Origin of the sequence: Halogeometricum borinquense DSM 11551 (genome assembly GCF_000172995.2) — an archaeon.
Lineage (GTDB): Archaea > Halobacteriota > Halobacteria > Halobacteriales > Haloferacaceae > Halogeometricum > Halogeometricum borinquense.
Window position 1 is genome coordinate 338809 of the sequence record NC_014735.1, and the last position, 23386, is coordinate 362194.

Annotated in this window: 17 protein-coding genes and 3 pseudogenes; 11 read left to right on the plus strand and 9 right to left on the minus strand. The window is 57.8% G+C overall.

Annotated elements, in window-relative coordinates; translation table 11 throughout:
• Positions 1-189 precede the first annotated feature (189 nt).
• On the minus strand, positions 190-3486 hold the full coding sequence (gene fdhF, locus HBOR_RS15735) for a formate dehydrogenase subunit alpha (protein WP_006056142.1): 3297 nt from the start codon (positions 3484-3486) through the stop codon (positions 190-192).
• Between the two features lie 340 nt (positions 3487-3826).
• Here fdhF and HBOR_RS15740 point away from each other — a divergent pair, with 340 nt between their 5' ends.
• Positions 3827-4099, plus strand: coding sequence for a hypothetical protein (locus HBOR_RS15740; protein ID WP_006056141.1), 273 nt, complete (start codon positions 3827-3829; stop codon positions 4097-4099).
• A gap of 14 nt (positions 4100-4113) precedes the next feature.
• Here the strand turns inward: HBOR_RS15740 and HBOR_RS15745 are convergent, their stop codons facing one another.
• Positions 4114-4314 (minus strand): hypothetical protein, encoded by a 201-nt coding sequence (locus tag HBOR_RS15745; RefSeq protein WP_006056140.1) that lies wholly within the window; start codon positions 4312-4314, stop codon positions 4114-4116.
• A gap of 146 nt (positions 4315-4460) precedes the next feature.
• Here HBOR_RS15745 and epsC point away from each other — a divergent pair, with 146 nt between their 5' ends.
• The gene (epsC, locus tag HBOR_RS15750) at positions 4461-5324 is read left to right on the plus strand and encodes a serine O-acetyltransferase EpsC (RefSeq protein WP_006056139.1); all 864 of its coding nucleotides are present in this window, start codon (positions 4461-4463) and stop codon (positions 5322-5324) included.
• 316 nt (positions 5325-5640) lie between these two features.
• Complete coding sequence (locus HBOR_RS15755; protein ID WP_006056138.1) at positions 5641-8331, plus strand: cation-translocating P-type ATPase; 2691 nt, start codon at positions 5641-5643, stop codon at positions 8329-8331.
• A gap of 48 nt (positions 8332-8379) precedes the next feature.
• Here HBOR_RS15755 and HBOR_RS15760 read toward each other — a convergent pair whose 3' ends face one another.
• The 3 genes from HBOR_RS15760 to HBOR_RS15770 all read right to left on the minus strand — a co-directional run bounded on the left by HBOR_RS15760 (position 8380) and on the right by HBOR_RS15770 (position 10527).
• Positions 8380-8961: a VIT1/CCC1 transporter family protein gene (locus tag HBOR_RS15760; protein WP_006056137.1), complete on the minus strand. Its 582-nt coding sequence runs from the start codon at positions 8959-8961 to the stop codon at positions 8380-8382.
• 5 nt (positions 8962-8966) lie between these two features.
• Positions 8967-9257 carry a DUF211 domain-containing protein gene (locus HBOR_RS15765; protein ID WP_006056136.1) on the minus strand — a complete coding sequence of 97 codons (291 nt, stop codon included), beginning with the start codon at positions 9255-9257 and terminating at the stop codon, positions 8967-8969.
• A gap of 115 nt (positions 9258-9372) precedes the next feature.
• Entirely contained in the window at positions 9373-10527 is a 1155-nt protein-coding gene (locus tag HBOR_RS15770) for a tyrosine-type recombinase/integrase (RefSeq protein ID WP_006056135.1), read from the minus strand.
• A 207-nt stretch (positions 10528-10734) separates the two neighbouring features.
• On the opposite strand from HBOR_RS15770, the gene bioB reads away from it, so the two are divergent.
• From bioB to HBOR_RS15800, 6 genes are all read left to right on the plus strand, one after another.
• On the plus strand, positions 10735-11859 hold the full coding sequence (gene bioB / locus HBOR_RS15775; protein WP_006056134.1) for a biotin synthase BioB: 1125 nt from the start codon (positions 10735-10737) through the stop codon (positions 11857-11859).
• Between the two features lie 48 nt (positions 11860-11907).
• Positions 11908-12936: a Gfo/Idh/MocA family oxidoreductase gene (locus HBOR_RS15780; protein ID WP_006056133.1), complete on the plus strand. Its 1029-nt coding sequence runs from the start codon at positions 11908-11910 to the stop codon at positions 12934-12936.
• Positions 12937-12946: 10 nt separating this feature from the next.
• Entirely contained in the window at positions 12947-14206 is a 1260-nt protein-coding gene (locus HBOR_RS15785) for an aminotransferase class I/II-fold pyridoxal phosphate-dependent enzyme (protein ID WP_006056132.1), read from the plus strand.
• Positions 14203-14883: a dethiobiotin synthase gene (gene bioD, locus HBOR_RS15790; protein WP_006056131.1), complete on the plus strand. Its 681-nt coding sequence runs from the start codon at positions 14203-14205 to the stop codon at positions 14881-14883. The genes HBOR_RS15785 and bioD overlap by 4 nt, the downstream gene beginning before the upstream one ends.
• A gap of 145 nt (positions 14884-15028) precedes the next feature.
• The gene (locus HBOR_RS15795; protein WP_006056130.1) at positions 15029-15847 is read left to right on the plus strand and encodes a CPBP family glutamic-type intramembrane protease; all 819 of its coding nucleotides are present in this window, start codon (positions 15029-15031) and stop codon (positions 15845-15847) included.
• A 612-nt stretch (positions 15848-16459) separates the two neighbouring features.
• A complete protein-coding gene (locus HBOR_RS15800) occupies positions 16460-16783 on the plus strand; it encodes a hypothetical protein (protein ID WP_244880408.1) in 324 nt (107 codons plus the stop codon).
• Positions 16784-16841: 58 nt separating this feature from the next.
• Here the strand turns inward: HBOR_RS15800 and HBOR_RS19405 are convergent.
• The 3 pseudogenes from HBOR_RS19405 to HBOR_RS20355 all read right to left on the minus strand — a co-directional run.
• Positions 16842-17193: pseudogene (locus HBOR_RS19405) on the minus strand (integrase core domain-containing protein).
• A 62-nt stretch (positions 17194-17255) separates the two neighbouring features.
• Positions 17256-17327: pseudogene (locus HBOR_RS20660) on the minus strand (IS6 family transposase); the annotation flags it as partial.
• A gap of 1328 nt (positions 17328-18655) precedes the next feature.
• Positions 18656-18877: pseudogene (locus HBOR_RS20355) on the minus strand (transposase); the annotation flags it as partial.
• 268 nt (positions 18878-19145) lie between these two features.
• Here HBOR_RS20355 and HBOR_RS15815 point away from each other — a divergent pair.
• Positions 19146-20369, plus strand: a complete 1224-nt coding sequence (locus HBOR_RS15815; protein WP_013446610.1) for an ABC transporter substrate-binding protein — start codon at positions 19146-19148, stop codon at positions 20367-20369.
• A gap of 529 nt (positions 20370-20898) precedes the next feature.
• On the plus strand, positions 20899-21702 hold the full coding sequence (locus HBOR_RS15820; protein ID WP_006056125.1) for an ABC transporter permease: 804 nt from the start codon (positions 20899-20901) through the stop codon (positions 21700-21702).
• A 299-nt stretch (positions 21703-22001) separates the two neighbouring features.
• Here the strand turns inward: HBOR_RS15820 and HBOR_RS15825 are convergent, their stop codons facing one another.
• Positions 22002-23192 (minus strand): outer membrane protein assembly factor BamB family protein, encoded by a 1191-nt coding sequence (locus HBOR_RS15825; protein WP_006056124.1) that lies wholly within the window; start codon positions 23190-23192, stop codon positions 22002-22004.
• Positions 23193-23386 lie beyond the last annotated feature (194 nt).

Consider the following 23386-nt stretch of genomic DNA (forward strand, 5'->3'; position numbering starts at 1 on the left):
CATCGATACTGGATTGGTGTTTTCTGAGGATAGAAAACCACTAATGGGAAAATTCTAAATTTGAATCTTCATCTCCAAAATGAAGGTGTCAAGATCTATCTAGATACTGTCTTATCCTAAACACCGCTAGTATGGCCTATTCTGACACCAAACCATCGAAATCTGAAAGGCAAGACGAAACTCGGCGAGTCAGTCGTCTCTTGTTGTTTCGCCACGACCGCCCACATCAGGTGTTGTAAGCACAGACTCGTCCGTCTCGGGACCGAGTGGTTCGACGCGGACGCTCGACACCTTGTACTCTGGAATGCCCGTCTGCGGGTCGAAATTCTCCTGCGTGAGTTTGTTGACGGCACCGGCAGCAAAGTGCATCGGAATGAACAACGTTCCGTTCCCGACACGGTCGGTAATGGTCGCCTTGACGACGATAGCCCCGCGCCGGGACTCGACACGGACGTACTCGCCGTCCTCGACACCAATCTGTGCTGCCGTCTCAGGGCTTATCTCGACGAAACTCTCTCCGACGTGGCTCATCAGACCCTCGACGCGACGCGTGATTTGCCCGGTGTGCCAGTGGTAGAGAACGCGGCCCGAAGTGAGCGTGTACGGGAACGCTTCGTCCGGCAGTTCACCGGGATGGCCGCCGTCGGCGGGAACGAACCGCGCGAGTCCGTCGTCAAAGTTGAAATTCCCCTCCTCGTAGTCGTAGAGATACGGTGTACCCGGGTGGGTTTCATCCCAACACGGCCACTGGAGACCGTGTTCGTCGCCGTTTTCCAATCGGTCGTACGTGACACCGCCGTAGATTGGCGCGAGACTGCTGATTTCCGCCATCACCTCTTTTGGATGGTCGTAGTCCCACTCGTAACCGAGGCGATTCGCCAACGCCTGCGTGATTTCCCAGTCCTGTCGGGCCTCACCCGGCGGATCGGAACTCGGACGAACGCGTTGGATACGACGTTCGGTGTTGGTGAACGTGCCGTGCTTTTCGGGCGACGTGGCCGCAGGCAGTATCACGTCCGCGTACTCGGCGGTCTCGGTCACGAAGATGTCTTGGACGGCGAGAAAGTCGATCTGCTCTAACGCCTCGGCAGCGTGTGTTACGTCCGGTTCCGAGAGCGCGGGGTTCTCCCCGACGATATACATCCCTTTGAGGTTCCCCTCGTGTATCTCCGAGAACATCTCCGGAACTTTGAGGCCGGGTTCTTCGGGCGGTCGCTCGCCCCACGCCTCGGCAAACTTCTCGCCTACGTCGTCGTCCGCCGGGTCTTGATACCCCGGCAGACTCCCCGGAAGGGTCCCCATGTCACCGCCACCGCCCTGAACGTTGTTCTGCCCGCGGAACGGCGAGAGACCGGCACCCTCTTTCCCCACCTGTCCGAGCGTGAGCGCCAAATCGGCCATCGCGATGAGGTTCTCGGTGCCGTGACTGGATTGTGTCATCCCCATCGCCCACCCGAACACGACGGTGTCTGCGGCCGCGAGCGTCTCGGCCGCGGCGGCCAGTTCGTCCGGGGAAACACCCGCGAGTTCTTCGACTCGCTCGGGGGTGAACGCCTGAACCTTCTTTTTGACGCTCTCGAACCCCTTCGTGTTTCGCTCGATGAAGGCCGTATCGTGTAAGTCGTTCTCGATAAGATACCGGATGAGACCGTTGAGCCATGCAACGTCGTATCCGGGTCGCGTCCGAGTGTACTGGTCTGCGTGTTCGGCAATACCGACTTTCCGCGGGTCGAAAACGATGAGATCAGCACCGTCGCGGACGTTCTGCTTGATTCGCGTCGCCAACACGGGGTGTGATTCGGTCGTGTTGGACCCGCTGATGAGGTACGCGTCGGCGTGGCCGATATCTTCGTTAATGCGGTTCGTCATCGCGCCGTACCCGAGCGTCTGCTGGAGTGCCGCGACAGTCGAAGAGTGGCACAGACGCGCGCAGTTGTCGATGTTCTTCGTGCCGAGCACCTGTCGTGCGAACTTCTGGACCAGATACGCCTCCTCATTGGTCCCTTTCGAAGATGCAAGACAGCCCACGGTATCGACGCCGTGTTCGTCCTGAATTTCGGACAGGCGATCAGCAACGTAATCGAGAGCATTTTCCCAACTGGTCGGTTCGAATTCGCCCGCATCGTTGCGAACGAGCGGTCGGGTGAGTCGCTTCCGACTGTTTGCAAACTCGTGACCGAATTTCCCCTTCACGCAGGTCGAGAAGTTGTTCGCGGGTGCACTATCAGGGTCTTCGATAGGGACGACACCCAGCGAGTCGCCGTCTTTGCCCCACATCTCGAACCGACAGCCGACAGCGCAGAACCCGCAGGTCGTCTCTGCACGGTTTAGCTTCCCGAGTCGGTACGCTCCGACGGCGCTCGCAACGTCGAACAGTCGTCCTTCAGGGAGCGTGTTGGCCGCGATACCTTCGGCGGTGTGTTCCCCGGTAAGCATGAGTTTCCGCCCGATGTCGTCGGCGCGGCGCTTCGCGTTCGCCATAAATCGCGCAACGCCTGACCGGTCGGCGGCATCGCCCTCATCTCCGTCACGAACCCCGAACGAACGGTTCGGAGCGGGCGTGTCGTCTATCGTTTCGACGGACTCGTGATCGATGACCGTTCCGACCGAGTTTCGTTGGGTAAAACCCGGAAGTGGAAGCGTTCCGGCCCCGCCGATTCCTTTCTCGGTGATCGAACCGGTCGGGCAAACCGTCGCACAGTGCCCGCACGAGACGCACTCTGAGTCAGCCATCGTCTCGGCGTCCGACTGAAATCCGATTCGGGTGTCCGGACCGCTCCCTTCAATGCGAAGAACCCCCTCGACCTGTACGTCGTTGCAGGCTTCGACACAGCGGTTACAGAGGATACACTTGTTGCGGTCGATCTGGATGAACGACGAGGTGTCGTCCAGCGGTTCGTACTCCGCGCGGTCGTCGAAAACGCCGTATCGGGGATGCTCGACATCCGCACCGATAGCTGTCTCTTGAAGTTCACACCGACCGTTTCCGTTACAGGTCGTACAGCGCAGATTGTGATTCGAGAGGACGAGATCGAGGTTGACGCTCCGAGACTCCGCGGCGTCCACCGTGTCGGTCCGGACGCGAAGACCGTCTTCCGCGGGGAACGAACAGGACGGGACGAGTCCGTGTTCGTCGGTCTCGACGATACAGGTTCGGCACTCACTACGTGGGCCGACTTCGTCGCTACAGTCACCCTCGCGGTCGTAGTAACAGAGTGCGGGAACGTCGGCATCGTCGTGGAGGACATCCGCACCGGGGCTGACAGTAACCGTCTGATCACTGGCCGCCTGCATGGCATCGATTACCGTCGAACCCGGGGGGACGGTCACGAGTTCGTCGTTCACTCGGAGCGTCGTCGACGCGTCTCCGGACGTTCCGGTCGGCGGATCAGACGCAGTTCCGGTCTCGAACTCGCTCGTGACCGGTGTTTGGGGCCGCGGGTCGGTAACGTCAGGGATGCTCGGTAGTGGGTCGTCAGTGCTCATGATGCCTCCAGACCGGAGCAGGTGGGATGGGTGTCGTCAGCGCGTCCTCTGACTGTCGGTGCAGTCGTAACGAATCCCGAGTCGGCCGCATCTCGGACGGCAGCAGTGACCGCCTCGAAGTCACTCCCGCTGAGACCGAACCGGGCGGAAAAACGGAATATCGGCCGTCAGAACTCGGTCTTCGTACCATCTACTCAGATATCGGTCCGGGTGAGGTAAAAAATGCCGGTGCGAGGCTACGTGGAGGCCGCGGGATAAGCGAACGAAATGAATCGCCAGCGACCGATGCAACGCGTCCGCTGGCAAAGGGGTTAGGAGACTCGGGGTCACGTTGTGCAGTATGGAGAACCCACAGTTCGACGAAGTCAGAGCGGACGCCGCAGCAGCGATTACGGATGGCAATCTCCGTTCGGTTTACACCGGTCTCGTCCACGAAAATGGCCGCCACGAGTACTACTTCGGCAACGACACCGAACGTGCGGACGAACTCAGAGAAACTGCGGCGATTCAACTTGGAATGCTCGTTCGCGTTCTTGCGGACCGATCAGACAGCAGCGTCGATGAGATAGCCGAACTCGCCGCCGAGCGTGCCGAGAACATGGAACTTCGGTAACTCGTCAGTTCGAATTACTGTATCTCGACGGCACCACACTCGGGACACGTCACTTTGACATCACCGGGGTCCTCGTCCGACTCATCTACGAGTTCGTATCCCCTCGCGCACTCTTCGTGGAGGAACACGCGATGCTCGGCGTGGTCCGCAAGGAGGATATCGTCCCGTTCGTCCGGAAGGACGAGTCCATGACAAAAGTAGCACTCGCCGTCCATAGTTGTATATGGCTACTAATCGTGATATATTTGTCCCTCAATACAGGTGCAATTGCGACAGAGAGCAGTCTGAGGTGGGAAACGTAGCTGAGAGGCTCAGATAGAGAAATATCCAAGACTAAGACGCTCGACGGCAAACAGTCAGTATGGAATATCGGTACACCGGTGACGCCCACAAACGGTTGTTCGCCTCGTATCATGACGATACCGACCCGTTTCCGAAGCCGACAGCGATGGAGTTTCCGACGCAGCGGTACAGACGCGAGGAGGTCGATATTCTGAAGCGATTGTTCTTCCCGACGTGCTGGAACGCCGCCGGTCTCGTCCGAGACAAATCGGCAGTCCTTGACGAACTCGACAACCTCGGCTCTCTTTTCTACGCCGGGATTCGCCCATATGCAGACGACGACCCGTCTCGCACGGTCGAACAGATTCTCAACGAACTACCGAAGATTCGGGCAACGCTGAAAAAAGACGTCGAAGCCGCGTACAAGGGCGACCCGGCGGCGAAGACGTACATGGAGATCATCAGGTCGTATCCGGGATTTCTCGCCATCATGGTCCAGCGCGTCGCCCACGAACTCTACAAACGAGACGCGGGTGAGTACGCCCGCGAACTGACCGAGTTCGCCAAAACACAGTCCGGAATCGACATCCATCCCGGTGCCGAGATTGGCGAGTATTTCTTCATCGACCACGGGACCGGCGTCGTCATCGGGGAGACGGCAACCGTCGGCGACTGGGTCCGGATCTACCAAGACGTGACGCTCGGCGCACTGCACTTCGAGAAGGACGAGACCGAAGAGCACAAATTAAAGAAGGGGTACAAGCGACACCCGGACATCGGAGACCACGTCGTCATCGGTGCCGGTACGAAGGTGCTGGGTGCGATTACCGTCGGTGACCACGTCAGCGTCGGTGCCAACTCGTGGGTGTCCGAGGACGTTCCGGATCACACGAAGGTACTCGTCACAGATCATCCGACGCAGAAACGGAAAAGTACGGACTAACAGTCAGACCAACAGGGTACTGATAGAGAGGCGGACGCCGATTCGTAGCTGCCTTTTTCAACAAATATCGTCCAAAGATACGCAAGGATAGCGACCGATAGCGTACGATGACAGTGGTGATCGCGGCCGCCGCTGTCACGCGTGCGGCGCGCGAGCGGTGCAACAGGCGACAGTGGTGATCCACCAGTGAGTGGTGATACAACAGTGATAGTAGTGAGACAACAGTGACGAGCCAACTGGTACGCAAGTCAGTACCAGCAGAACAACAGAAACTATTGTTTCGGTAGCGACAAAACACGAACGGCAACGAACGCTGATGGATTGGCACGCACGCGACCCCGAAGAGAGCTACGAGGAACTGGATACGACCGCGTCCGGCCTCTCAGCCACAGACGCCGCCGAGCGCTACGAGACGGTTGGTCCGAACGAAATCACGGGTGAGCGACAGCGAGGTCCACTGCGGATCTTCCTCGCACAGTTCTCCAGCGCGCTCATCTGGGTACTACTGCTCGCGGCAGTACTCTCGTTCAGCATCGGCCACACTGTTGACGCGGTTCTCATCGGTATTATCCTCCTCGCAAACGGCGCCTTCGGATTCGTCCAGGAGTACCGCGCAGAGCAGAGCCTGGACGCCCTCCGAGAACTGACGACGCCGACAGTGACTGTCCGCCGCGACGGCGACGAACAGAGCGTGGAGGCGACGGAACTGGTTCCCGGTGATATCGTCGTCGTCGGACAGGGGGATGTCGTCCCCGCGGACTGCCGACTCGTCGAAGCGCAGAACATGGAAATCGACGAGTCCGCACTAACCGGCGAGAGCGTTCCCGTCAAGAAGACGACGGAGGCGGTGAACGCCGACACGCCGCTGGCAGAACGGGAGAGTATGGCCTACAAAGGGACGAACGTCACCCGCGGTCGAGGCGTCGCCGTCGTCGTCTCAACCGGGATGGAAACCGAAGTTGGTTCCATCGCAGAGGCGCTGAGTAGCGCAGAGGATCTTCAGACGCCGCTCCAACAGGATTTAGACCGACTCGGTCGCCGCCTCGGACTCGGCGTCGTCGCGCTCTCGGCCGTTCTCGTCCCGCTACTCGTCTTCGTCGGTGGGAGATCACTCGTTCAATCAGGGCTTACAGCCGTCTCGTTGGCCGTAGCGGCGGTTCCAGAGGGCCTCCCAGCCGTCGTCACGCTGACGCTCGCACTCGGCGTGCGTCGAATGGCCGACGAGAACGCCCTCGTTCGGACGCTTCCAGCGGTCGAAGCCCTCGGTGCCGTGGACGTGGTCTGTACGGACAAGACGGGGACGCTGACGGAGGGAGAGATGCGCGTCCGTGGTGCCTGGGTGTACGGCCAAGCGTTCGACATCGGGCGGGATTCGGCGGGAAATCCAGCGGAAAAAGCGACGAGTGAATCGGCAGACAAAGGGAGAGACAAGCCAGCGGATGAGGAAGCGGGAGAGAGAGCAGACGAGCGGTTCGACCGACTCCTCGAAATCGGCGCACTCTGCAACGATGCGACAACCGAGGAGGGCGATCCGACGGAACGGGCACTCGTTGCGGCCGCGGAGCGGCGGTTCGACGTTGCTGCTCGCAGAGCGGAGCGTCCGCGACGGGACGAAGTTCCGTTCTCCTCGGAGCGAAAACGGATGGCGACGATTCACGACGACGTAGTGTACGTCAAGGGTGCGCCGGACGAGATTCTCCGCCGGACGACGCGTGTCCTCACCGCAGAGGGGATCACAACGATGGACGACGACGTGCGAACGCGAATCCGCGACCAGATAGACGAATTCGCCGCAGACGCGCTTCGCGTCCTCGCGTTCGCTTACAAGGACCGAGATGACGACGGTGGTCCCGAGGAGAATCTCATTTTCGTTGGCCTCCAAGGTCTCATCGACCCACCGCGCGAGGAGGTACGCGACGCTATCGAGGACACAAAACGGGCGGGAATCGACGTGAAGGTCATCACCGGCGACCATCCGACGACTGGGCAGGCGATTGCCTCGCAGGTCGGCGTCGAATCGGACGTGCTGAGTGGTGCTGACGTGGACTCGATGGACGAGGACGAACTGCGGGAGCGTGTCGAAGACGTAGACGTGTTCGCCCGAGCGGAGCCCTCGCACAAGGTGCGTATCCTCAAGTCGCTGCAAGCGAACGGCCATCGAGTGGCGATGACCGGGGACGGCATCAACGACGCGCCGGCGCTGAAAAACGCCGATGTCGGGATCGCCATGGGCGTTCGCGGTACCGACGTGGCAAAGCAAGCGAGCGACATCATCCTGTTGGACGACAACTACGCGACAATTCGCAACGCGATCAGACGCGGACGAACAATCTTCGACAACGTCTGGAAGTTCGTCGCCTATCTGCTCAGCGCGAACGTCGCCGAGGTGTTGGTTGTGTTTATCGCGTCGTTATTCGGTTATCTCATCCTTCCAGCAGTTCAACTACTGTGGATAAACCTCCTCACCGATGGTCTCCCGGCGTTAGCGCTCGGGACGGATCCCTCGGGAGATGTGATGGATCGAACGCCGCGAGACCGCGTGACGGGCATTATCGACCGAATGATGCTCGAACTTATCAGCGGGGCGGGTGTGACAGTGACCGTTCTCATGTTGGGGCTGATGTTTTACACCCTCAACGGCGCACCGTCGGTGACGCCGTACGCGATGACGATGGTGTTCACCGGCTTCGTCCTCTTCGAGTTCGTTAAACTCTACGTCGTCAGGTGGACGAAAGAGACGCCCACGTTCTCGAACGCGTGGCTGGCGGTCGCCGTCGTCGCGTCGTTACTCCTCCAGTTGGCCGTCCTCTACACGCCGCTTCGAACCTACTTCGGAACCGTTCCGCTCAGTGTCAGTGATTGGGGGCTGTTGGGAGCCGTGCTTCTCACCGGCGCGCCAGTTTTGGTTCTCGTCGGCTGGGTGGTCAAGCGCCGAGAAAGTGGTCACCGTCCGATACTCGATTCCGTCGAGTCCGCAGACGCTGATCTCGAACTCGGTGGTGACTGACGCTCCGCCGTAGACGACGGCCACCACCAACGGCCGCTGCCGACCACCTCAACTCGGGAGAACAACGTTGATTCCGGCAACGACAAGTCCCGCGAGCGCCATCCGGAACGCTGAGACGTACCAGCGCTGGCCGGAAATCGAACCCATGTACGCTCCGAAGACGGCCAAGATGCCAGTTCCAAGAGCGACGCCGACGAATCCGGCCTCCGCCATCGAGAACACCGACCCTTCGAATGCGAACGGGACGAGCGGGACGAGGATACCGATCAGCGGTCCGAGTCCGCTCAGCGTCGCGTGGACGGTTCGTGCGCCACGTTTCTTCCGTTCGATCTGCGTGTCATCCAGATCAACCAGCATCGCGCGTTCGAGGCGGCGAATATCGGCCCGTGTCTCGGCGCGTTCGATCTCCCAGACGCTCCAGACGGCCGAAGTACCCAACCCGACGGCGGCACCGACACCGATTTTCACGACGGTAAAGCCATCTGGGATACCCGAAAGAACTGCACCGACGATGATACCGATACTCGTCAGTGTCCCGTCGAACCCGTTCGAAACGAAGTACCGACGGGCGATAGCGAGAACGGATTCGTCACGGAGGAGGCGGAGAAACCGACTCGTCGGTGACGCCACGACGATTACCCGTCCTGCAACGTCCGGTGGTCTTCGACAATGTATTCACCGTACGCGACTTGGTCCACGGAGTGGACAGTTCCACCGAGATTTTCGATTGACTCCTCGATAGCGACGTAGTCCAAGGCGGTTCCTTCGACGGTGATTTTCACGTTCTGGACCTCCTGATCGAGTTCGATGAGCGATCCGGTGGCTGCATCCACCGTCTCGGCGTCAGCGATGTGTTCGGTGAACTTCCTCAGCGGCGGGTCGTGCGGCTTCAAAACGTCGAGTACAATGCGTCGCGCGTCGGCCATTACGTAGTCGTGTCGGCAAGCAAGCTATTAATCTCAGGGGATAACACGAAGTTCCAACGAACGCAACTCGGTCGAACCCGAACGTCTCCCACAGTCCGGTTCTCCGATTCGACCGCTACTCGTCTAACACGTCGCTGACGGCCTCGCCGCGCTCGGATGCGTCGATGTGCGAGTACGCCTCCTTCGTCGTGCTGAGTGATTTGTGGCGAAGTACGTCCTGTGCGAGTCCGCGGTCGGTCCGGAAGAGTTCGTCACCGAGTCCGCGGCGCGCCCCGTGCGGGAGCGGTGGCTTGCCGTCGATATCGACGCCCGCGGTGTCCGCTATCCGTTCGAGAACGCGCCGTGCGCCCTCTGTCGTGATGGCGGGCGGTGCGACGTCCTCGTCTCGGAGTACGTCGTCCACTTCTGCACCGTCGAGACGGGCGTTCGCATCATCGGTGCCGAGCGCATCGCGGACGGCGGCGTACTTCGACGGCGCATGCGCCGTCGGGAACACGGGCCACTCGGCCGACGGCGGATCGAGGACGGTCCGCCACCGTCGGAGAGCCTCACGCGCTTGTTTGGGGACGGAGACATCCTCCCATTCCTGTGCTTTCCCCCACACACGGAACGTCCACGCATCCGTGTCCACGCGTGCCCAGGTTAGACCTTGTCTGCCTTCTCGATTGTCACCGCTGACGCGGAACACCTCCGCGCCGCGGACACCCGTGTACGCGAGAACGTGAACGAGCGCGCGGTCACGGACTTCCTGTCGGGCATCCATCCCGTCACTCTCGATTGCTTCGTACGCGGCGTCGTTTGTGTGCTGGACGAGTTTGCGGCGAACCTCTCGCGTCCAGAACTGCTGGCTGTGATCTTCGTCGTCTCGCGGGAGGGGTTCGCGCGCTCGGTCCGCGAGTGCAGGATTCCGCGTGAGCGCTCCGTCGCGGACGCAGAACCCAAGAAATCCGGAAATGACGTTGTAGTACGTCTGCGCCGACGACGCCGAGATTCCGTCCGCTTCGACACGCTGGGCGAGTCGGTCAGAGTAACGTCGAAGCAGTTGCTCGCCCTCGTCCTCGAACGCATCGAACGTGTCCTTTCCGCGCCGCCGGAGCCACGTCTCGAACTTCGAGAGGACCGATTCGGCCGTCGAGCGGTACTGCGAACTATCGCCGTTCGAACGGAGATATCGTGCGATTGCAGCGGCGACCTCCGACTGCGCGCGCGTTCCGTCCGACTCCTCACTTTCGAACTCCCCGGAGTCCCGGTCCGAATCTGGCGTGGACATCTACGTGCTCCACCAGACGAACACCGGTGTCTTCAATCCACTTGGTTTTACGAGCGCAAAAATATATGAATACAGACAATAAATAGTTGATTTAATATCAGACTAAGAGATACGGTGGTTGATAGCTCCGTTCGTGAGTCGAATCGCCGGAGCGGAGTATCCGGGTCCACCGGAACTATTACAGTCTCGTAAACTCCGATTTCATTCGTGGTTTACGAGACAGGTAACCGAACGGTCGATCAAGCGGTCGCCAAAGTACTCGATGGCGGCCAAATAGATCGAACTGAAGCATTGGCCCTGATTGCACAACCGGTCGAAGACCTCGCACCGGCGGCGAACGCCGTGCGAGAACACTTCGGGGACGGAACAGTCGATGCCTGTAGCATCGTGAACGCCAAAGCGGGAAACTGTGCGGAGGACTGCGGCTTCTGCGCCCAGTCGGTCCACTTCGATACAGGAATCGATACGTACGGTTTTCTCGGTCCCGAGGAAGTGCTTGCGGCGGCAAAACGAGCAGAACGCGACGGCGCACAGCGGTTCGGCATTGTCGTCGCCGAGAAAGGAGTAAGCAAAGAGAAACGCCCCGAAGAGTGGGAAGAAGTGATTCAGGCGATTCGTCTCGTCCGCGACGAAACCGACGTCGAGGTCGATGCGAGTCTTGGTATTCTCACGGAAGAAGAGGCCGAGATCCTCGCTTCTGAGGGAATCAATCACTACAACCACAACATCGAGACGTCGCCAGCGTACTTCCCCGAAGTCGTCTCGACGCACTCCTTTGCGGACCGCGTTGAGACGCTCGAACGCGCGAAAGCAGCGGGGATGGATCTCTGTGCCGGCGTTATTCTCGGGATGGGCGAAGCCCCCACTGACAGAATCGACGCCGCACTCGCCCTCCGCGACATCGGTATTTCATCGCTCCCGGTAAACGTCCTCAATCCCGTCGCCGGAACCGATCTCGGCGATCAATTCGGCGACTCAGCCACGATTTCGACCGAGGAACTGCTGCAGACGATTGCGGTCTACCGGCTACTCCACCCGAACGCGCGAGTACGCCTCACCGGCGGCCGCGAAGTCAACCTCGATACGGACGAACAGCACCGGCCGTTCGAGGCGGGTGCCGACGGGATTCTCACCGGCGACTACCTCACGACCGAAGGGCAGTCACCCGGCGACGACATCGAAATCGTCGAGCGCGCCGGGTTACAGCCCAACAGAGAGGTAAACGATTTCGACCCGGAGGAGGTCAAATCCCGTTCCGACGACGCCGCGGAAGCGGAGTATTCGACGACCGCGGCCGGCAGTGCGACAAGTAACGCAGAGATCAGTGACTGACCGATGAACGACGCAGACAAACCGACAACAGACACCACGACGACAACGATGGACGAGATTCGATTCGCAGTACTCGGAACAGGCGGTATCGGACGACGGACGCTCGACGTCTCGAAACAGAAGCCGGAACTCACGCCGGTGGCGGCATGTGACCGACATGGAGTCGCAATCGACCATGACGGACTTGACGTAGACGAACTGCTGTCCGCGACCGAAGGCAACATCGCCTCCGACGGTGGGACGACAGCGGTGAAAGAAAGCGGCGAGAACAAAGGTGTCGCGGCGTCGAGTCAGGCAGTCTCGACCGAAACACCGATTGACGATGTGATCGCCGAAAGCGACGCTATCGACGCCGTGTTGATCGCACTGCCGAACTTCGAGCACGACTTCATCCCGCGCGTCGCCGACCGGTTCGTGGAAGCCGACTATTCAGGCGTTCTCGTGGACGTACTCAAACGGTCGCGGGTCATCGGAATGCTCGAAGACCGAACCGACGCATTCGAGTCGGCAGGTATCACGTTCGTCTGCGGTGCCGGTGCGACGCCCGGATTCTTGACGGGTGCAGCGGCGTTGGCCGCCCAGTCGTTTGTCACCGTCGAAGAAGTCGAAATCTGGTGGGGTGTCGGACTCAAATCCGGTTACGAAGACAATCGCGGCACCGTCCGCGAGGACATCGCCCACCTGCCGGAGTACGACATCGAGACGGTGCGTGAGATGAGCGACGAGGAGATCGAGGCGGTTATCGACGAACACGACGGCGTCTTGGAGTTCCACGATATGGAACACGCCGACGACGTCCTGCTCGAACGTGCTGGTATCTGCGACGCCGAGGACGTGACCGTCGGTGGGATTCTCGATGTCACCTCGGATGAAAAGCCCACGACGACGACGGTTCGCGTGACGGGGACGACATTCGACGGCGAACGCGGGACCAACACGTTCGAGTTGGACGACGCCACCAGCATGGAAGCCAACGTTAACGGCCCAGCACTCGGCTATCTGAAGTCTGCCGTCCGCCGAAACCGTGGCGGCGAGTACGGCGTCTTCGGCCCGGCCGAACTGCTACCAGGGTTCTGACGGGGCGAAGATGACAAAGGAGACGGAACCCCGACCCAGTGGCGGGGCCGAGGGGACCGAAGCAACCAACGAGGGAGATTTCGGCTTCGACCCGGCAGCACGCCTCGCAGAGCGAGACCAGCAGGGTCTTCGGCGGACCCTCCAACCGGTCGAACACGTTGCAGCACGCTCACGGATGGCGTCTGATCCGGGGGGTGAGAAGCCGAGATACGGCGCTGAGCAGATCGTCTTCGCAGCGAACAACTATCTCGGTCTCACGCAGGACGAACGCGTCGTCCGCGCGGCACGAGAAGCGGCCGAAGCGGTCGGAACAGGAGCCGGTGCGAGTCGGTTGGTCACCGGTGATACCGGTCTGCACCGAGGACTGGAGCGTGACCTCGCCGACGCGAAAGGGACCGAACGCGCCCTTCTGTTCTCCTCGGGGTACGCCGCGAACGTCGGGACCATCGGCGCACTCGACCCGGACGTGGTCTTCTCGGACGCACTCAACCACGCTAGCATCATTGACGGCTGTCGGCTCTCGGACGCCGAGACGGTCGTCTATGACCACTGTGACGCCGACTCGCTCGCGGCAGCGATGGCCGACCGCTCCCGGTCCAGCACACCGGACGACTCGTGGCTGATCGTAACTGACTCGGTGTTTAGCATGGACGGGGATGTCGCTCCGTTAGCAGACATCTGCGACGTAGCCGAGCGCTACGGAGCGTGGGTAATGGTAGACGAGGCTCACGCGACCGGTCTCTACGACGGTGGCGGCATCGTTCAACGAGAGGGACTGTCCGACCGCGTCCACGTACAGATGGGCACGCTGTCGAAGGCGTTGGCTAGTCAAGGTGGATACGTGGCCGGGAGTACCGCGCTCGTCGAACAGTTAGCGAACGCCGCCCGGTCGTTCGTCTTTTCGACGGGTCTCACGCCGCCGGCAGTCGGTGCCGCACGAGAAGCACTCCGTATCGCACGCGAAGAAAAGCGTCACGAGCAGTTGTGGGATCGCGTGAGCCGACTACGGAGTGGATTAGAAGCACTCGGCTACGACGTGCTCGGGACGACGCAAATACTCCCCGTTGTAATCGGTGACCGGAGCGACGCAGTGGCACTCGCAGAGCGTCTTCGGGAGCGCGGCATCGTCGCTCCGGCGATACGGCCGCCGACCGTCCCAGAAGGGACGAGTCGCATCCGCGTCTCACCGATGGCCACGCACACGGAAGCTGACATCGACCGCTGTCTCGACGCCTTCGAGGCCGCCGGACAGGAGTTGGATCTACTATGACGGCGTTCGAGTTACCCGACGACGCGTTCGCCGTCGTCGGGACTGACACGGGTGTCGGGAAGACAGTGGTGACGGCCGGTCTCGTCGGTGCGTTACGAGAGGCGGGACACGACGCGTGTGCCATCAAGCCTGCCCAAACCGGCTATCCGCCGGACGACGACGCCGCGTTCGTCGCCGATATCTGTGGAACCGAAGCAGCGGCGACGTGTCTTCGTCGGCTCGAACCGGCGCTCGCCCCGGAAGTCGCGGCCGATGTCGCTGGCGTCGAGTTGGAGTACGAGTCGATCCGTGAGGAGACCGCCGAGCATCTTGCAGCACACGAGATCGGCGTACTAGAAGGAATCGGCGGACTCCGCGTTCCGTTGGCCGATGGGCGCGAGGTGATCGATCTCGTTTCCGACCTCGGAATTCCGGCCGTCGTCGTCGCACGGTCCGGGCTCGGTACGTTGAACCACACTGCGCTCTCGGTTTCGGCGCTTCGGAACCGGGGGATAGACGTCCCAGCAGTCGTGTTGAACGAGTACGAGGGCGAGTCGCTCGCCGCGCGTACGAACCCTGACGTACTCGCCGAGATGACCGACTGTCCAGTAGTCACGCTACCGCCGCTCTCTGTCGAGGACGGGTCGAGCGTCGTGGACGGCGTTCGCGCTCACGTACTTGCCGGAGATATCGACTGAAAGTATCAGGGATATCAACTGAAGGGGCGTCGAAACCGTTTCCTGACGCGTAATCATCGACAGTCGCTCCGGCGGATGCGTAAGACGACGCGGGGACAGTCAAGAATGAAAGGTGATATAAAGAAGATAATAAAATTTTGACTGGATGTTGCGTGCTGAGAGAGACCTGCCGACCTTCGAGGGCGGGTCGCTGATTCCCGTTACAACGTATCTCTTACTCATTACCGTCCTCTCCGGATTCGCGGTAGTATTCTCGGACGGCGCATCACCCATCGCCGGGATGGGTTGGGGCATCTTCCTCGTCATCCTAGCCATCGGCGCGTTTACCGTTGAGGGAGTTTCACCGCGCTCGATTTTGTCACCAGTTCGCTCACTTCTTTCCGCGTTGTTGGTTGTGACCGTGTTTTGGGTGCTATACAATCTCGTTGCGTATGGGTTCGCCCTCGACGGCGTCAGCGGATTCGAGGTGTCCGGATCGAAAGTCGCTGCACACCCGCTCATGTATCTCGCCGCCTTCGTCAGTTCGGTGCTGTTCACCGCGATTCCGGAAGAACTCGTGTTTCGCGGGTACCTCCAGTCGAAGTTCGTCTCGCTGGCCGGCGGTAAAACAGGCAAAGCGGTCGCAGTTGGTGTCGGGATCACAGCGATCCTATTCGCACTGTTTCACCTCCCGCGATGGTTCCTCATGTCCGGTCACGGGGTCGGTGCCGCGCTGGCGACGCGACTCCTCGGTCTGACGCTCATGGGACTCGCCTACGGTCTCGTGTACGCGCTAACCCGGAACCTGTGGCTGGTCGCATTGTTCCACGCGACGATGAACCAACCACCCTTCTTAGTCGGCGTCCACATCCCGGACGGCTTCCACTTGCTCGTCGGTGTCGTTGAGTTCGCCGCCATCGTCACAGTCGTATTTGTGGCCACGCGTTTAACTGGATCCGACGGACTCGCGCTCACGTCGGCGTAGCGGTTGTGGTCGCTAGCGATAGATTTCGGTGGCCACACCGACAGTGAATATTGACAGTGGCTCGAAGCGGTCCTCACGATCAGGCTTTTTGACTCATTGGCTGCTAGCGCAGGCCACGAGACACCGAGGCTGCCAGTTTCTGGCTTCACATGCGATTTCGTTGGGCGGAGCAGTACCGATGAGGGGACAGCGCGGACCCCTCTAAATCCACTTGTCTTTATCGGAGTAAAACAAAGTATTGTGCTGGTGGTCGGAATCAGCCGAATTTAGACAGTAGAGACGCCAAATTCGACGTTCCATATTTTATAAAGTTCATAGTGCTATATCAAATTTGTTGGCTTGGAAGTTCCCACAGATTCTGCGTTTGGATTTCTACAAACCAACAACTCAACAACATTTCTCCCCGATGTTGAGCTAATCAGAACTTTAGGAGGAGCGGCACAACCTTGGAGGATGGATTTGATATGCGACTTATTTACAGCGTTGGAGAGAAAATCAGCCGATCAGTAGGTATGCAGACTGATCAGCTTCTTCTCTACTGTAGCGTGATATGAGGGATGTTAATCAAATAACAAATATACGATGACCACTGATCAGTTAGTTAGTGGATATATGAGAAAAACGTTCGAGATATCGGGTACCTCGCTCGCTCACCTCCTCTACGCGGCTACGCTGGGCTGTCTCGTACTGCTTACAATGGTGTGGGCGGTCGATAGTTTCGCCCGCGTTCCATTGGCCATCCTTTTTGCGTCTTTGGCAATCGCAATGATCGTGGGCCTGTGGCGGGCGAAGACCGGCAGAGACGGTGAGCATCTCGGTACGGCTGGGGACATCGTGTACGATCCGCTCGCCCCCGGACAAATGGCCAAAGAGAGATGGTTAAAGTCGGTCCGTCGCCTTTCCGGTATGGAGGACGAGGAGGATGAGGAGGATTGATCACTCGGTTACCTGTACTGATAGCATAATCGTCCCGAGACACGGGAAAGGGCACTGTCTAGTTAACCTCCTCGACCGGTGTTCGTCCATTGAGCGCTTGATGCGGTCGTTGAAAGTTATAGTAATGAACGAACAGCGCAAGCCACTGGCGAACGCTCAGCCGACTGCCTACCCATGAATTGTGAAAGCGGTCAACTCGCATTTTGAGGGTCCGAAACGCTGTCGGCCAGCCGATGAACCAACTGGAAGATCGCCTGAAACGAGCGATCTACGCCAATCAAGCGGAGTATCGCTTCTGTTTCCCTGAGCGAGAGACCGGCAGTGTGGAGGCGGACGGCGAACGCCCTGACGGGCGTCCCCAGAAATCTTCGATTTTTGGTGTGCGAACGAGACGCTTTGCGTCTCGTCAACGTTCGAAAGACGAAAGCGTCTTTCGAGCCCACAAACTCGCGTCGCGAGTTTGGGACGTCACCGTCCGCTCCCGCTGCCAACATTCAAGCGTAGCCGTGTCTAAACTCTGCTTGAGCAGGTTTGAGAGTGGCATGAAACACTAGCTCTTCGACCTGCTCGCACCTTAACTAGACAGTGCCGGTTGCTCGTATATATCGGATATATAACCATATAGAGATATTATAGTAGTAGGCGTGCTATTTTAATATTAAATACCATCCAAGTGCAGTGGTACAACTAGAAAATGAATATAGGAACACACAACAATCTACATATACCATTTTTCAACTGTATATTACCACAATATCGTAGCAGATCGTACATTTTAGAAATAGAAGATTGCAGCAGATTTCAAACTCTATAGAATTGGATAAAAGGCACACATCATAGTCCATCCTCCGAGGTTGTGGTGATCCGTATGTTGATCCGTTCGGTGAAGACGTGACAGGTGGTTCCCGCGAAGACGTTGATCGAGACTATGAGTTCTTTACTAAGGGGTAACTGCTTAAGTGACTTTATTTCAAGAGCTTATTTCTTGAGACCACTAATCACTACGGCTGCAAGCTGCAGGGAAAGAAATATTGTGATATAGATAGAATTTCTACAATATGGAGACAGGTAATCCGCGCTCAAGAAAGGGACTCCACTTTATTTTCGTCTTCGTAGTTCTTGTATTTCTGCTGCTAGCCACTAGAGGCGTTATGGGGGGAGTATATGAATATATTTCTAATATAAGCTGGGTGGCTGGCATCTTATTTCTCATACTTGCAAGTATAATCCCTATTTGGCTTGTTCTCCGATACGCTGATAATGAAATGAAGGATAGCTAGTGAACTCATCCCCAGAATATGAAGACGCACAACCTCGGAAGATGGGGCTATTTTCGCGTGTTTTCGGGACTTATCGTGGTTCGGCGGATCACATCGGAACTGTATCAACGATCTCTCGGTGAGGTATCATCGAATACGTGAAATCAGCCTAAAATTCGACCACACAAAAAGTGTCGCCACTCACGGTGGGCGGCCCGAATCGGCATTAAGCGTTAATCCAGCGGGATCAGTGCTGAGCAGACCAACTCGACGCACTCACAAATTATATGTAATTTCCACCGGGTTTTTATTTATAGAATGTAGTAATAAAATTTAGAGACGGAGTGTGGTTCAGACGATTGGTGTTCTTTCTATCCCAGTTCTTGCTGGATGTTTATCTAACAATTCCAGAAGTCTAAGAATCTTAATGATAAAACCATTCTGAGAGAGTAATCCAGTCCAATTAACCAGTACATTTGGCGCTCGGAGAGAGGGGTGTCATATAATCCGACATTTAACTCAGGAGGCAAAATGACGATGCAGAGGACTTCTGGCCCCCGAATACGACAATGAGTTCAGGCGTAGAACTGAATAACGAAATCGTGCTACCAAATTGCATCGCGTGCGAGCCCTGCTCAACGTAGACAGAGGCTGATTCAACGGCGACCTCTTGCCCATTTTCGTCCATCGTCTCGATGACCTCGCGTTCGGAACTATGAACCCGCTTCGGGATGAGATAGTTCACATCAAGGGTCGAACGCGTCTGAAACACGACTTTCGAGTCAAACTCTCGGTCGCACAGCACCCTCCCGATGGGCACGCGCTCACGAGCGCGTTGAAGCTGAAGCCTGAGATCGGTGAGTACAGTACAGCAATCTGTTCCTTCACGGGGGTGCTTGCGGAGTTCAAGCGCTGTGACAAATACGTCGGTCAATCGGCGGCCACATTGTTCCATCAGTTCGCCTTATTTATACACAATCAACAGTGCTGAGGGCTCTTCCTTTGCATATCTCTCAGATTGGATGTGAAACCTACTCTCTGAGGAAACGTTTCGGCCTACCAAAACCGGAAGCACTATTAACCTTTAGGCTGGCCTAAATCGTATGACAGGAGATTCCAGTCAACACGAGGCACTGACGCGCAGAGACTACATGAAGTACGGCGGGGCAGTCGTCGGCGGGGGACTACTCGCTGGCTGTTCAAGTCAGTCAAGCACTGAATCGGCACCAACCGATACAAGCGGGGCCGAACCAACCGCGAGTGCAACTGGCACCCCCGCCGAGTCGTACGAAGCCTGCATCGAGCCCGTGGGGTGTCAGACCTTCGAGGAAGTCCCAGAGACGTACATGGTCAACAACGGTGAGTGGGCGGACATGGCCTTCGCACTGGGTCAACGCGACGGGTTCCTGACCTCGGCCTACATGATTCCCGGATTTCTCTTCGAGCCGTTCGGACTCGATGTCCCACCGCTCTCGGAGACGGAGTCGTTGTCGCAGACGAACTGGGACAAGGAGATCTTCTACGAGCAGGATCCCGACGTGATTCTGATGGACCCGAACTACATGCACAAGACTGGTTGGGACAAGTCGTGGGACAAGTCCGACACCAACGAGATCAGCGAGAACGTCGCCCCATTCTTCGGCAACAACATCCTCCGCCGCCGCGACTGGCACGACTACAAACTCTACTCGATGTACGAGGCGTTAGAACGGCTCGCAGAGCTGTTCCAGGAGCGCGAGCGGTACGAGGCACTCGCCGAGGTTCACGCCTCGGTACAAGACGAGATTCAATCCCGGCTCCCGCCCGCTGACGAACGGCCGGAAATCGCACTGATCAACAGCGCGTCGAACCCGAACGAAGGGACGTTTTATCCGATGCGGACACAGGACGAGGGCGTCGAGCTGAAGCCGTATCGGGACCTCGACATCCGGAGTGCGTTCACCGCAGACCACATCGAGGCAGGGACTATCGACTACGAAACACTGCTCGAAGTGGATCCAGAGATTCTCGTCGTCCACTGGGGAATCAGCACGACGGGCGATCAGGACACGTTCTCACCGAAAGCGTTCCGCGAGCAGTTCGTGACGCCGTTCGAAGAAGACCCCACCGGGAGCCAACTCACCGCTGTCCAGGAGGGCAACGTGTACCCAGGTGCGTTCGGTTCCCAGGGGCCGCTGGTGAACCTCCTTCAAACCGAACTGGTCGCCCAACAGCTGTATCCTGAGGAGTTCGGCGCGTTCGACGCCGAGACGTTCCCCGAGGTGCCCGCAGAACAGCAACTGTTCGACCGACAGCGAGTCTCGGACATCATCAACGGCGACATCTAACTCGTACCTCGGCTGGTCATCGTGGGTTGACACGGCACCGAAACGTAGTGGTAATTTGAATTCCGAGCAGGGACGCGGTGAAGAATGCGATAAATGGGCCGAGATAGAACACGAGTCCAAGGGCTTGACGCTACTGAGAATTTCGTGAACTCGTCGTGAAATGTGTCGTTCATACGATTAAGCGTGCCGTGAAACACTGAAACCAACCATCGTATGGAGATTCACCAGAGTTACATTCTTCTCCAAAGTTCCGCCAATAGATAACTCCAGTATGCTACTCCGACGCCGTCCGCGAGCAATGACAACATTATAGTCAAACATACAGAAATATGATGGTAGAGTAACACGTGTGTCTCAATGAGTTCGAATAGGACCGACCTAGCTGCGGCCGAAGAGCGATCATCAACTAATTGCGCAGTGTAGCACTGACTTAATGTATCCACCCCAGACCGTTCTCCAATCGGTGTCGAGTCGGCTTCCACTGACTAGTAAACAGTTCTGGACGAAAGTACAGAGCCCTCGCTACTGGATGTATGGGCTCTTTTTGTGCGGCCTCGGCGTGGCACAGATGCTGGGAATCGGTGCGTCCCCCAACTACGATCCTGGCTCCGAACACGGATTCGTCATCATCCAAAGTAATATCGCGTACTTCGGAAGTCTCATCGCAATCTTCGCTGGATACGCCTCTGTTACGAGCGATCAAGCGAGTGGACGAATACGACTGCTACTGAAACTCCCGTACGCCCGCTGGAGGTACGTTTTTGAGAAGTATCTCGGCGAAGGACTCGCACTCGGTACGTTTACCGCGCTCGCAATTCTCGGCGGACTCACAGTTTCGGCGACTATCTATGGCCAGCCACCGGTTTTGACAGCAGTCACTGTCCCGCTGTTATCGATCGGCTATCTGTTCGTTTGGCTCTCGTTTGCGGTGGCCACCTCAGTGGTCGCTAAAACTGGCCGTCAGGCGATTACCGTCGTTATCTCTGTATACTTACTGCCGATGGCTTGGACGTTAGTAACGCCAGCTGTAAGCTGGCTGGTTGGAGATGATCCCGCCCTCTTTCTGTTCGTAGAGCGACTGCTTCCGATGAACGCGTACTTTGCCGCGACTAATTGGGCGATCGGTGTCCCAAACTCACATGGTCCCGCGAGAGACGTATTAACAAAGGTTCTTACCGATATTCCGCGGCCAACGACGATTATCGTATCTGAGCTTTTTGAGTCAGTTCCATGGTTTCTCTCAGGATGGGTATCGGTTCTCGTACTTGTAATATGGGGACTCGTTCCAATGCTACTGGCTTGTCGGCGGTTTGCGACTGCCGATATCGCCTAGTTCGACTCAACTTGCGGGATGGCCTTCTGTGTCTCAAGGTACGCTCGCATATTGGAATATCAACATGTAGTATGATCGCGGGCGTGCGAGATTCCACATCTGGTGGCAACAATTAGTGAATCATCTCAGAGACAAGTCAAGGGAAATCTAAGCGGTCCCGTATCCAGCACATCGCTCCGCGATGTGCGAGACCCCGAGGCACTCACCTTATTTTCTGTAGATGGAGTCTTGAAGCCGAGATACGTATCGAAATCGTGTTCCTAGCAGTCGGTCAAACTCATAGATTTACTCACTAATAGCTAGTTCGATACCCGGAGAAGGTGGGAATTGCTAACAAAGTAGAGTTCTTCCCCACGAATCGAGGGGACACCACCAGATACTGGTTCGGTATCAAGCGGGAGCGACCACTGGATATCTCCGGTTTCAACATCAAACGCGTATAACGTCTCGTCACCCAGCGAGAACCGTGTATCGTCGGCGACAACTGGTGGCCGTTGTCGGAGATCAGCTTCGAGTTGTTTTATATACTTCTTGCTGCCGTCAACCGCGTCGAACGCCGCAACGACGCCATCCGCAGATTGCACGTGGAGCGTTCCGTCGCTAATAGCGGTGTAATGGCTCCCACGTTCCGACAGTGGGATAGATGCTTGCCACTGTGAGGCTCCATCGTCCAACGAAAGCGCGTATAGATCCTCCCCTTTTGCGGAGTAGTACAGATGATTGTCGCCGACTGCGAGCGGAGCGGAACTCTCCGGGAGATCGGCCTGCCGCCACACCTCCTCACCGGATTTCGGATCAAAGGCGGCGGCACCTGTCTCGGTTGCTGTATATGCGGTGCCGTCGCGGGTGACAGGTGGGACTAGGGAATCATCGACGCCGTACTGCCAACGTTTCTCACCAGTTGCAGGGTCGCGGCCGTTAACAGTACTTGTGGTGTAATCAAGGAGAGTTCCCTCAGCGAGTATGGGTGCGTTCTCTGCACCACCGGAGCCACCGTCGTCTGCTCGCCAGCAGAGTTTACCGTTCCGTACATCGTAGGCGGCAACGAATTCGGCTGTTGAGACGAAGACTGCGTTTCCGGCAATCGTCGGCGTCGATTTCCCTAATTTGTAGTCAACTGTCCACGACCCGCTTGAAGAGTCGAGCGTGAAAGATCGATACTCGCCATCTTCGCTACTCCCGCCGCTGTAACCGACGATACCACGACCATCGATGAGTGTGACCGCCGTTCCGAATGCCGCGTTATCGAGTTCGACGACACGCGAGAGTGTTGCGTCACTCGACGGACCGCTATCTGTTGTAAAGCCCGTGTTCGCGAAGTCGTGTTGATAGGTTGGCCATGCTCCGGTAACGTCACCGAAAGGGGCATCCTGATTGTACACACGGTGACTTCCATCGATGATGTCACCGATACATCCTGTGAGGGAGGTCAGTGTAGCCGCTCCGGTCGCTGCAAGGACTTTGCGTCGGGTCTGTTTTCGCGGGGACATGTTCCAGAACTACATGTGAAATGACAAATGCCCTTTGATCTTGCTACATGTTGAGTCCAGCGGGTTGCTTTGGTGAGGTGTTTGTGAGCGTCTCGTTTGGCTTGTAATAGAGCCTCTTGACGTTCTGTAGTGCCATCCAGAGTCACAGATGATGGATACTCACGTGTCCATCCCGCGGCACTATTCCTGTATCG

Bases quoted from the DNA above. Each gene is read 5' to 3' on its own strand.
- HBOR_RS15825 (WP_006056124.1), bottom strand. From the start codon at position 23,192: ATGTCCCCGCGAAAACAGACCCGACGCAAAGTCCTTGCAGCGACCGGA.
- HBOR_RS15755 (WP_006056138.1), top strand. From the start codon at position 5,641: ATGGATTGGCACGCACGCGACCCCGAAGAGAGCTACGAGGAACTGGAT.
- HBOR_RS15795 (WP_006056130.1), top strand. From the start codon at position 15,029: ATGTTGCGTGCTGAGAGAGACCTGCCGACCTTCGAGGGCGGGTCGCTG.
- HBOR_RS15770 (WP_006056135.1), bottom strand. From the start codon at position 10,527: ATGTCCACGCCAGATTCGGACCGGGACTCCGGGGAGTTCGAAAGTGAG.
- epsC (WP_006056139.1), top strand. From the start codon at position 4,461: ATGGAATATCGGTACACCGGTGACGCCCACAAACGGTTGTTCGCCTCG.
- HBOR_RS15740 (WP_006056141.1), top strand. From the start codon at position 3,827: ATGGAGAACCCACAGTTCGACGAAGTCAGAGCGGACGCCGCAGCAGCG.
- HBOR_RS15800 (WP_244880408.1), top strand. From the start codon at position 16,460: ATGAGAAAAACGTTCGAGATATCGGGTACCTCGCTCGCTCACCTCCTC.
- HBOR_RS15745 (WP_006056140.1), bottom strand. From the start codon at position 4,314: ATGGACGGCGAGTGCTACTTTTGTCATGGACTCGTCCTTCCGGACGAA.
- bioD (WP_006056131.1), top strand. From the start codon at position 14,203: ATGACGGCGTTCGAGTTACCCGACGACGCGTTCGCCGTCGTCGGGACT.
- HBOR_RS15785 (WP_006056132.1), top strand. From the start codon at position 12,947: ATGACAAAGGAGACGGAACCCCGACCCAGTGGCGGGGCCGAGGGGACC.
- HBOR_RS15765 (WP_006056136.1), bottom strand. From the start codon at position 9,257: ATGGCCGACGCGCGACGCATTGTACTCGACGTTTTGAAGCCGCACGAC.
- fdhF (WP_006056142.1), bottom strand. From the start codon at position 3,486: ATGAGCACTGACGACCCACTACCGAGCATCCCTGACGTTACCGACCCG.
- HBOR_RS15780 (WP_006056133.1), top strand. From the start codon at position 11,908: ATGGACGAGATTCGATTCGCAGTACTCGGAACAGGCGGTATCGGACGA.
- HBOR_RS15820 (WP_006056125.1), top strand. From the start codon at position 20,899: ATGTATGGGCTCTTTTTGTGCGGCCTCGGCGTGGCACAGATGCTGGGA.
- HBOR_RS15815 (WP_013446610.1), top strand. From the start codon at position 19,146: ATGACAGGAGATTCCAGTCAACACGAGGCACTGACGCGCAGAGACTAC.